Genomic DNA, 8,194 nt, shown 5'->3' on the forward strand with positions numbered 1-8,194 from the left:
GGAAAACCTCCTGTCTAAAGGGTTGGGCTTCGAAAACCCGCAATCCTCTCAGACAGGAGGCAATCCTTGCTATGACTCCCTACATGCCGCGCCAGCGGCTTCGTTCAATCCCAAATCGATTCAACCTAACCCCATCCCGCTTTAGGACCTGCAGCGCTCGCCTCCGTCAAACAAGGCGGCCGTCAACGGAGGCGTACACTGTTTCCGCTATGCATGCGGACGCAGCGGCGCCGGCGGCTACCTCGCGGGTCTGCAATCGACGCCGAACTGAAATGGGCTACTGACCGCAGACCCCAACTGGTCGAGGCAGCTCAGCAATTTCTGAGCGGCTGTTCCTCTCCTGGTCAGCGACGCCTTCACGGTCCCGAAGGCTCTCTCCAATACGTCGACCAAGTAGGTGCGTACGCGGCTCTACCATCACGAATATCGCAACGCCGCGCGACGAGGCCTGCAAAGATGACGAGGCTATATTCAACCTGCTTGTGTCCGACGCTCAACAAGGCTCTTCAACTCCTCGCCTGTTAGCCAAACAAGCCAATCGTCGTCTACAATATCGTCTTCAATCAAGTGTAATATCGCGCCGCCGGATTCATGATGCGCATATCCGTGCACGCTGTCTCTATCCAATAGCCGCCGCGCTACAAGACCACACAAGAAGTCAGGAGCCCACATCGCATAGGACACGCCCCGTGCCAGCCCTGCCATGATCTTGGGAATTCCCTGTCCTCTAAAGTCTTTACGGACCCAGCGATCCCCGTGGTAGGCTACCTTCCCGGCGATCTTGTTCGCACTCGGCGCTGTACAGCTGCATCGGTCCTGGGGATGAGCGTGTACGGTTGGATCGGCGTAAAATGCCTTCAGCGATTGAAGATGTTCTGCAAAGTTGCTGTGCGAAAGGTCAAAGAGTCGAGCAGCCTCTACAAGGGCGACCTCCTTATTGCTGTCAACGCCTATCATCCAATAGCCATCGCCTGACTTAATTGGCGAGCGATCTGGTCTAAAACTTGGATATGTCGGCCCCTTTGTTGAAATGGCCCGTGTGAGCGAGACATACTCATGAAAATCGAATCCTATCGAAATCTTGATGCCTTTCTGGCAGGCGGCGTCGTCATATACCCGAAGAAAGCGTGAGACGTCCAACGGATTAACTATTCTGCTCATGCTGCAACTCGTCCTAACCCGATGAAATTGCCTCGTGGCGGGCACGACGAGCCTAGAATGCTAGATCGGATCGCGACACTACCTACTTTAGTAACTCACCTGCATGACCCTTGCGAGACAGGGTCGCTGGCCGGGTACTGACTCTCGCACTGGATGCCGGTGAGGTCACTGCGACTTTGCCGTGTTTCAATGTTTGGACCAAGGCGTCCTCAAATACCTCAAGACCACGATTTAGTGTCTCAGCATCAATCGTGAGCGCAGGCAAAAACTTTACAACCTGATTGCTTGGGCCACATCGCTCGACCACCAATCCCCTTTCAAATGCGTTGCGTGTCGTGCTCTCTGCAATTTCGGCCGTCTGGCAATCAAACCCCAGTGCCATCCCGCGCCCTCGAACAGCAAAATGACCTGCATGCTCGGATGCGATCGCCTCAAGTCGGACCCGCATTAACTCTCCCATTTGCTGAACCCCCTGAGAGAAGCTTAGGCAACGCCAATAAGCGTTTATAGCTGCGGTCGCAGATACAAGCGCAAGGTTGTTTGCGCGAAACGTACCCGTGTGCTCGCCTGGCCGCCACGCGTCCAGCTCTTCTTTTATCAACAACATTGACAGGGGCAGACCGTACGCACTGAGCGACTTCGACATTACGATAACGTCTGGTGACAACGCGGCGAACTCGAAGCTAAAGAAGTCGCCCGTGCGACCACAACCCATCTGTATATCGTCAACTATGAAGAGGGCGCCAACATCCTTCGCTATAGCCTGCATCGACCGCAGCCACTGCTTGCTAGCGACGTTTATCCCCCCATCTCCCTGCACGGTTTCGACGAGAATGGCAGCTGGCTGGTCGACGCCACTGCTCCCGTCCATCAGTAGTTTGCGCAAGTAGTCAGCTGTATCGATTACCGGCCCAAAATAACCGTCGTAGGGCATGAACGTTGCGCCGGACAGCGACACCCCGCTGGCTGTGCGGTACAAGCGACTACCGCTCGCGGCCATCGCGCCCAAGCTCATGCCATGATATCCGCGCGTGAATGAAATGACATTTTGACGTCCCGTGATCTTGCGTGCGAGCTTAAGGGCGGCCTCAATAGCGTTAGCACCTGTTGGCCCCGTGAACTGGAAACGGTACTGCAGACCCAGTTTCGGAAGTATGACCGAGCGGAAAGTCTCCAGAAACTCAAGCTTTGCTGGAGTGGCCATATCGAGCCCGTGGACCACCGCATCCGAGGTCAAATACTCTATAATAGCAGATTTGATCCGGTGATTATTGTGTCCGTAGTTCAATGCTCCAGCACCGGAAAGAAAGTCAATGAGCTCTCGGCCATCGTTCGTTACCAGAATGGAACCGCGCGCTCGACAAAAAATTGTTGGGAACGAACGTGAATACCAGCGGACGTTCGACTCTAGAACTTCGATAATCCGCATATCACGCGGTTCGCTAGTCACTGCACGCATGATCGTTCTCCTGCAAGTTGGCCACTGAACAGAACGGCTCTCAGGTCGCGCGAGCTGTGGGCCGCAGACTAAAACGAGGTGCGTTTCGCGGACCCTGCTGCACGACTTGTCTCTTCGGAAGAGCCTCACTCATATCTGAGAACCTAGTATTGCCAATCTACCAAGGTTAGTAGGGCCATCCGAGACTTGGTTGGACTCCGCACCGATGTGATGTCCGACATCGTGAGGTTTGTCTGATCAAGCAGCTAGGCGCCAATTGGCTAAACGATAGGATTTGTGGCGAGCATATTCCGGCCATCGACCTTGCGCACACGTTGCTCTGGCCGGAAGCAAGCGGCACCCAAGACGCATGCGGCAGTGCCGGCCGATGGCAGACCCGCCTCCGTCTTGATATGACGCTCGAATCACCGAGGAGCCGCTGATTCTGATTGCATCCGTAGGGGCACACTTTTCCACTGGCTCCGCCGCAGGAAAGTGAGGAACCGGCCGGCGTCCCGCACCGTGACTATAACTGCAGGATGAAAGCTCAGTGGCAGGTCACAGGCGTTCGACCACCGCACGATGTCCGAGCTGGCACTTGCGGACTACGCCTTGCGCCGCGTTCTTGATCGAATCGTGAGCCGCGGCGTAGATAATGTTGTGTGTCAGTGCTGTCACTTTTGCCCACATCGACGGTGCGTGTTGATGATCTCGAGCCCGCTAATGTCTAAGTTGACGCATGCCACTCGATCACTCTGGCCATAGCTCGAACCGCGACTCCCGTGCCTTGCAAGAGCGGTCGGCAGGCAAACGTGGGCGGCATTCCAGCGACCTCGGTACGCGAAAGAGGTCCACTCATCTGAGAGACTGGGATGACGACGATTTCAGGAAATTGAGCTATGAACTCCTTAAGGGCGAGGCCAATCGGCGACTCCTCATCAATGCTCATTGGCAAGTCCTTACCCCAGAGAAGGATGTCAAACTCACCGCTCTGCCCGAGTACCTGCACGCAAGCGCTCAGAACCTCGGTGTCGAAGGCACTCTGGGCACTTAGATCCAAAGGATTAAAGCTGTTCGCGAACCTCGGAAGAACGTCCGCCAGCCTCTTGCGCAATTGGTCGGAAAACGAGGCGAGCTTCAGGCCCCGTGTCGACAATATCAAGTCGGCTATTATGTTTCCCATTCCACCTGAAAAGCTCACAAACGCGACACGATTGCCTCGCGGTCTGCGTGACGATTTGAAAGCTACAACCGTTTCAATTAGGTCCTCGACCGAATCGACTGCGATCACGCCCAATTCTTGCAGGAACCGCATGTCCCTTTGATAGCAATTTGGGGCTTGTGTTGCTGTATGTCGGACGATACCCTTTCGTACCTCTGGATGAGCGCCAACGCGCAACATGATGATCGGCTTACCTCGTTTGCGCGCGCGCGTGCAGGCCGCGCCAAAGCCTTCCGGATCCTTGATCCCTTCCGAATAACTGACGATAATTTCCGTTTGTGGATCAACAGCGAGGAAATTGATTATTTCGGCTGTTGTCAGACTAACTTCGTTACCAGTCGTTGCGATCTTGCTTATGCCGACGCCCCTGCCGATCAGCGGATGCACTATTGCAGCCATTTGCCCGCTCTGGAAGACACCACTGACGCCTCCAGGGACGACCTTGGGTATCCTGCTTTCTCCAACGGCAATCATCGGCCGGTGCATGTTAACGACTCCGAACGTATTGGGTCCGATAACGACTGTTGTCGCCGAGTTCTCTGCCCAGCGCTGAATTTTCTGCTGTCTAACGCGGCCCTCCTCCGAGTCGATTTCCGCGAAACCGCTCGAGATGATCTGTGCGGCACCGACCGACTTTAGCGCGCAGTCCTCCAGAACGGCTAGAATGTTCTCGGCTCGAACACATAGAATGGCTAGATCGACCTGGAACGGAACGTCTGAAATGCAGCTGTAACAGTCCACGTCGTCAACAATACCGTAGTTCGGGTTTACCCCTGCGAGATTCCCATCGAAACCGGAGGACACGATGTTGTTAAGAATGCACTTCGCGAGACTCGGTTTCGGCGAAGCGCCGACGACCACGACTCCTTTCGGATCGAAAAGGCATCGAAGATCGCGATCGTCGCTTATCATCTCCAACTTGCGCGGATCAGAGCGAGACGTCTGCGTCCGATCGCTCATTGCTTGCAGCGTTGCTTTATCGCTGTTCATGAATCTGTAATTCCTTCATAAGGGCGAAAGCTGAAGAGCCGCAAGGAATACGCCGAATTTCCTATATCGCTGAAGGCATGTTGCTCCCATCAACAGAGCTTCAAAGATTTCTCTGCCTTTTCGGCATGCCCGCGTCATTCTCGGAACTGGTTTGCGAGTTTAAGGGAACGAGAACATTGCTCATCTCCATCTGTGTTGAGACTTCTTTAGAGCCAGTGGCATCACTTCCTCACAGCAAGGACCGTGCCACGCGGCGTTCAAATGCATTTGGTGCGTCCGTCTTTTGTAGAAGCTCACATGTCTATACGACAGCCACTGTTTTTAACCAGACAACCGTCCCGCAGCTGTCAGAATCACCACAACGATCGGCCGTTTGCGCGGGAACGGCCCTAGCTTGATGGTGCGACCGCCGCGAGTTGTTGTAGTGGACATGCTGCTGACGCTGTGGTGACGGGTGGTGCTCTGCCGGTGGAGACCAACCGAGCGCTATATGCCGAAAGTCCAAGCCCTGCCACACAACCACCCGTTACGGTCGATGAAGATTAAATGCGCATCGTGCAGGCAGGTTAAAGGCGCGAATTTCTCATTGTTGTGGGCTTCGAAAGCTCTGCACTTGCGGCTGGCAGTCCGGCTATGGCTGGCAATAGCGGCGCTGTTTCGGCGAATCGCAATATGTCGGTACAAGATTCAGCGCTGGGTACGGATAAACATCAGCGCAAGCATCAGGCTCTTGCGAACGCCGCGCCTTCTCGCAAGGGGCGGCCTCTACAGGCTCAGAAAAACGCATCGAACAGTAGCTACAAGACGATCCGCGTCGCGGATTTGACCGCGCGATCCGGTTGCTGGTTTTGGAAACGGCCAGCATCGTAATAGCGTTCGTTTTGCGCCGACGCCGCGGCGATGTCGAGAATGAGTACCACGATCGGATGCTTGAACCGCGAGTGAGCATTTCATAGCTTGTCATCGGCGTTTGCCCGGAAGGTAGCGCAGCCAGCACGGCATCGACTAGCACGTTCGGACGAGAGGAGCAGGTCGCCTCGATGCCGTGATCGCTCGCGTGCCGGAGCCGAGCCAACGCTTCCCAGCGCGTACCTGGCAATCCGGGATCGAAATGATGCTGCGCGGCATCATCATCGGAGCTTGCGCCTGATGTCGGTGACCAGCGTGCTCGGAATCGCGATCATGCCGACCGAGGTGCGGAATGCGTCGTAGCGGCGCTTCGGCGTGGTCTCCAAGCCGTCGAGCCCCTTCGGCGCGAAAATCTCGCGCTCCATGCACATCATCACGATCTTTGCCACATTGACCACTGAGCCGCCGCCGATCACAACCACCGGATCGGCGTTGGCTTCCTTAGCCTCTCGTGGTTCCGCACCGCCACGTCCCGGGTGGTGCGCTGCGGAACGACCGTCGAAGGTCTCGACCTGGCATCTCCGAGGCGTTTGCGGTCCCCTCTCTAACTCGTCGGTCGTGGTATTCACCGTCCGGCTGGCAATCAGATGGACGCGCGTCGCGGCCATCCGGTCGGACTCTTCGGGCAGCACCTCGGCAGTAGGCTTGCCGTAGGTCACGGATTTCATGGTAGGGTATAGATAGCTGCCGGCCACGTGCTCGCTCTTCACTCCCTCGATGTATCCGTGAGTTGCCCCGTCAATCAGGCCGACAGTTTGGAGGAGTCCAGCGGACGCCGTTCGGCAATCGCGATTTTGACATGCTCGGTCATGGCGTTCTCCGCCAGGCCACTGCGCAGAACGGCATGGACTCAACGGTGCCGTCGAGGAAGCCGGTCAAGCGCTAGCGAATGATCCGCTCGGCCTCGGTCATGATGCGGTCGATCCGCTCCTGGACCGTCGGGATGTCGTGGATCAGGCCGACCACCATGCCGCAGCTCCAGGCGCCGGCATGCATCTCGCCTTCGATCATCACCTTCGGGTAGACGCCGGCGACCTGCTCATGGATGTCCTCGATCGTTGGCGCCCTTCTCGCGCTCGATCTCGAGCAGCTCATCGACGCTCTTGTTCTTCAGCACCCGCTCGGTTTTGCGGAGCGCGCGCATCACCAAGCGCGTTCGAGCTCATCGGCGTTCAGCGAATGCCGCACCGAGGTGCATTTGTGGATCACTTTGATGCCGGCAACCTTCAGCGCCGGCATGTACTGCGCCTAGCTGCGGCCTGCGGTCTCCACCACCTTGACGCCGTCCTCGCGGATCGCCCCGATATATTCGGGATAGGGCGGCGTGGTGAAGCTCGGCAGGAACGTGAGGTGCACGCCGATCGACTGTCGGTCATGTCGCGGCAGCGCGCGATCTTCTCGAACCAAACGCAAAGCTGACGAGCCGTCTCTTCTGCCGTGTGGCACGCGTCTTCGCGATATTGGTGATCATGGCCTACGGTCCGGACTCAATTGAGCCACCAAATTGCGGTTGCAGCGATGAGGGCGCCAGCGAGGAAGTTTCTGGCGAGCTTGTCATAGCGCGTGGCAATGCGGCGGAAGTCTTTGAGGCGAGCGAACATGCGCTCAATCAGGTTGCGCTGCCTATAGAGCCTCTTGCTATAGGGGATAGGTTGGCTGCGGCTGGTCGTGGAAGGAATGACCGCTTTGGCGCGCTGATCGGCGAGAAGCTGACGCAAGCTGTTGGCATCATAGGCTTTGTCGGCAATCAGGCCCTTGATCGGTCCGGCTGCGGCGAGCAGAGCCGGAGCGAGCGCAATGTCGTTGATGTTACCAGGAGAGAGCAGAAGAACGCGGGGGCGGCCTTCATCGTCGGTCAAGGCGTGGATTTTCGTCGTCCGACCGCCACGCGAGCGGCCAATGGCTTCCCCGTAGTCCCCACTTTTCCGCCCGCTGCCGAGCGGTGCGCTTTGATGTGGGAACTATCGATGGACACCGCGCCGACAATGCCGGTCTTACCGGTCAAGGCCTCGAACATTGCAAACCAGATGCCTTGTCGGCTCCAGCGGTTGAAGCGATTGTAGATTGTCGTGTACGGCCCGTATTCCGGCGGACAATCCCGCCACCGCGCGCCCGATCGCAGCATGTGCAAAATGCCGCTGATCACCCGCTGGTCGTCCACCCGATGCGCGCCGCGCCGACCGCGCGGCAGCAGCGGCTCAAGCCGCCTCCATTCCGCATCGCTCAACCAATAGAGTTGCTTCCTCATCAAGGCCTCCCCCGATTCGGAAGCTTTGAATCACAACCCAGCCCGCGACGGTACCCTTATTGAGTACGGACCCTAGCACTACTTTGGCAGATTGTTGATTTTGCCGCGTTTTATAGGATTGAACGAAGCCGCTGGCGCGGCATGTAGGGAGTCATAGCAAGGATTGCCTCCTGTCTGAGAGGATTGCGGGTTTTCGAAGCCCAACCCTTTAGACAGGAGGTTTTCC

Annotated in this window: 4 protein-coding genes and 2 pseudogenes; all 6 read right to left on the reverse strand. The window is 56.9% G+C overall.

All coding sequences use genetic code 11. The features are described 5' to 3' along the window. Positions 1 to 471: 471 nt before the first annotated feature. Positions 472 to 1,161, reverse strand: a complete 690-nt coding sequence (locus ACZBJS_RS41385; protein ID WP_463440223.1) for a hypothetical protein — start codon at positions 1,159 to 1,161, stop codon at positions 472 to 474. Between the two features lie 82 nt (positions 1,162 to 1,243). Further along, positions 1,244 to 2,590 carry a diaminobutyrate--2-oxoglutarate transaminase gene (ectB, locus tag ACZBJS_RS41390; protein ID WP_463440226.1) on the reverse strand — a complete coding sequence of 449 codons (1,347 nt, stop codon included), beginning with the start codon at positions 2,588 to 2,590 and terminating at the stop codon, positions 1,244 to 1,246. A gap of 736 nt (positions 2,591 to 3,326) precedes the next feature. Continuing rightward, positions 3,327 to 4,811, reverse strand: coding sequence for a CoA-binding protein (locus tag ACZBJS_RS41395; protein ID WP_463440224.1), 1,485 nt, complete (start codon positions 4,809 to 4,811; stop codon positions 3,327 to 3,329). Positions 4,812 to 5,941: 1,130 nt separating this feature from the next. Then, complete coding sequence (locus ACZBJS_RS41400; RefSeq protein WP_463440225.1) at positions 5,942 to 6,415, reverse strand: dehydroquinate synthase/iron-containing alcohol dehydrogenase family protein; 474 nt, start codon at positions 6,413 to 6,415, stop codon at positions 5,942 to 5,944. Positions 6,416 to 6,602: 187 nt separating this feature from the next. Continuing rightward, positions 6,603 to 7,120 (reverse strand): annotated as a pseudogene (locus ACZBJS_RS41405) (nitronate monooxygenase family protein); the annotation flags it as partial. Between the two features lie 87 nt (positions 7,121 to 7,207). Beyond that, positions 7,208 to 7,968, reverse strand: a pseudogene (locus tag ACZBJS_RS41410) (IS5 family transposase). Positions 7,969 to 8,194: the final 226 nt, after the last annotated feature.

The organism is Bradyrhizobium sp. KZN70725, from assembly GCF_055264925.1.